We start from the raw sequence: 2,331 nt of genomic DNA on the forward strand, positions 1-2,331 counted from the left end.
CGCGTGACGACGTCTTTCCACGGCGTGCGGCGGTTGTCCTTACCGGAGGGCCAGAGGTACTCCTCGGCCTGCGCGAAGTACTCGTCCAGGTTGTCTTTTGTCAACTCGCGCACGAGCTTGTAATCCGCCCTTGGGCTTGCGAGCAGACTCTCGATCTGAGCTTCGGCGGACTGATCGCCCCGGCCGATCTTCAGCCCTTGATCGATGGTGACGCCGGCCAAAATGTCACGACCATCGACTGGGTCGTTCACCGGGAAGTAGAGACGGTTGTAGGCCGCCGACAGGGCCTTGCCGAAGCGGTCTTCCGCTTCTTCCAGTCGGTCGCGCGCTTCTTCGAAGAGCGTGTCGCCAGGGCGAAGCCGCTTGTGGATCTGCTCGATGGCGTAGAGCTCACGCAGACGCTCCTCGACAGCATCCGCCAACAGGCTATCCTGACCCGTGAGCACCAGCAGGNCGGCTCAAGGATGCCGGTAAGCCGATTGATCAGCGCCTGATCGATCTTGGGCTGAGGGATCTCCTTAGCGTTGCGCTCGATCTGGCGCGAGAGGTTTTCGGTTTCCTTGATGAAGAAGCGTTGCTCTTCACGATGGAGATACCACGCCGATTCACGCAGGCGCTGCAACGCCTGAAGGAACTCGTCAGGCTTGCGCTGCGGGGCGGCCAGGAACTCGATGAGTTCGCTCTCAGAAAGGCCGATCCGCCCTCCGACCGCACGGGACAGGCTCGAGGCCAGCAGCAAGGTCATCACCTGTCGCGCGGCATCAAAGCCTAACTCGTCGTCGATGTGCTCGGCAATTGCGTTGCCGTTGTCGGCAATGTCCCGCGTGACGGCCGGCATCAGCTTTGGTGCGATGCGTTCGATCTCGTCCTTGACTTGATCGTCGTTGAGGTTGAGATGCTGCGTGCCAATCAGGAAGACGTCATCCGTCTCGCGCTCCTCGACGCTCTTGAGGAGCCGGGCGGTAAACTGCATCAGGCCACGGGTTTGGCGGAACCCTTCATTCTCCTTGAACAGCGCGACAAGGTGCTTGAACGAAGGGTGGAAGGGGTAAGTCTCGCGCACCTGCTCGGCGATCTGCTCGATGCTGCTGGCCACGATGTAGCCGCCGTCTTCGGCCTTCTTGATCTGCTGGGCGTACTCTTCGGCCACATCCGCGATGACGCGCTCGTCGGGCAGCTCGTCGATGAGCCGCTTCTTCAGGATCTCATAGATCTCATTGCCGGCCAGTTGCACCGGTGTGATGGTCATGGCTTGGCGGCGCGTCTCCTGCTGAAGATTGGAGATTGCGTCGGCAAGGGCCTTCGTCTGCGCCTTGTAACTACCCGAAAGATTCGCAACGACAATGGCGCAATTGGGCAACTCCAGTGCCGCGCTCATCAGGCTGGAGAGGCTGTAGACCACCATGTTGGCCAGCGTGCCCTGGCCGAACACCTGGGTGCTGGCGTTGTCGAGATAAGGTGGCAGCTCGTCCAGCAGGATCAATGTCGGCTTGGCGCCAATGATTTCCTTCCACTTTCGTTGATCGACGGCCTTGGGACCGTTGGCCCAGTAGGGCTTGATAGCATCCTCGGCGCCAAGTTGGCTTGCGATCTCACCCCAGATGAAGTTGTCCGGGTTGTTGCGGCCATTGAACGCGGCGATGCGTGCCTCGCCGAAATCGATACGGGCGGCCAAGTCGGCGGGCAAGACTTCCTTACGCAGATGCGGATGGCGCGCGAGCAGGCCAAGCGCGATCATCATGTGCGTCTTACCGCCGCCCATCGCCTGTGTCAGTTCGAAGACGGCTTGGTCGGACTTGCCAGACAGGCGCAGCAGCCCCTCGCGGAAAAGCTGATCCATGCCGTGGGTGACATAGTTGCGCGAGAAGAACTCGCGGCCGTCGCCCTCGTCTTGGATAAGTTGTGCTAGGTTCTCGATGCCCTGACTCATCCGGTAGTCACGGATGATCGGGTTGAACCGGCAGGCCTGCTTGACCGTCTTGATCATGAACGCGCTCCGTGGTTGTTCTTGGTTTCTTCGGAGGGCGGACTTGCAACGCCGCGCTGCTCGTAGTAGTTCTGCATCAAAACCTCGACCATGTTCGCGATGGATCGATGTTCCTGATTTGCCGCGACGCGAAGGGCCTCTTTCAATCCGGGGTCGATGCGAAAAGTCAGTGTGGCAGTCTTGATCGTGGCCATTGCCTCTCCAGGTGCCACTGTAAATGTACTGCATTATACAGTCGCAACAGCTCACGTAATCCTGGTTGAATCTGACCTTACCACCACCCCTTTCAAGGTCTTGCAGCTCGAGCTTGTTGGAGCACCCGTGCGGTAGAGACATGAGCGTGG

At 59.7% G+C, this 2,331-nt stretch carries 1 protein-coding gene and 1 pseudogene; both read right to left on the bottom strand.

Annotation, left to right across the window (positions count from 1 at the left end):
• Nucleotides 1-1,987 (bottom strand): annotated as a pseudogene (locus tag GV368_RS10875) (DUF499 domain-containing protein); the annotation flags it as partial.
• The gene (locus tag GV368_RS10880; RefSeq protein WP_169116534.1) at nt 1,984-2,181 is read right to left on the bottom strand and encodes a hypothetical protein; all 198 of its coding nucleotides are present in this window, start codon (nt 2,179-2,181) and stop codon (nt 1,984-1,986) included. The pseudogene GV368_RS10875 and the gene GV368_RS10880, both read right to left, overlap by 4 nt.
• Nucleotides 2,182-2,331 lie beyond the last annotated feature (150 nt).

The sequence above is a fragment of the Tepidiphilus baoligensis genome (genome assembly GCF_012911495.1).
Taxonomy (GTDB): domain Bacteria; phylum Pseudomonadota; class Gammaproteobacteria; order Burkholderiales; family Rhodocyclaceae; genus Tepidiphilus; species Tepidiphilus olei.

Excerpts from the sequence above, each read along its gene's own strand:
- GV368_RS10880 (WP_169116534.1), bottom strand. The coding sequence starts at position 2,181 with ATGGCCACGATCAAGACTGCCACACTGACTTTTCGCATCGACCCCGGA.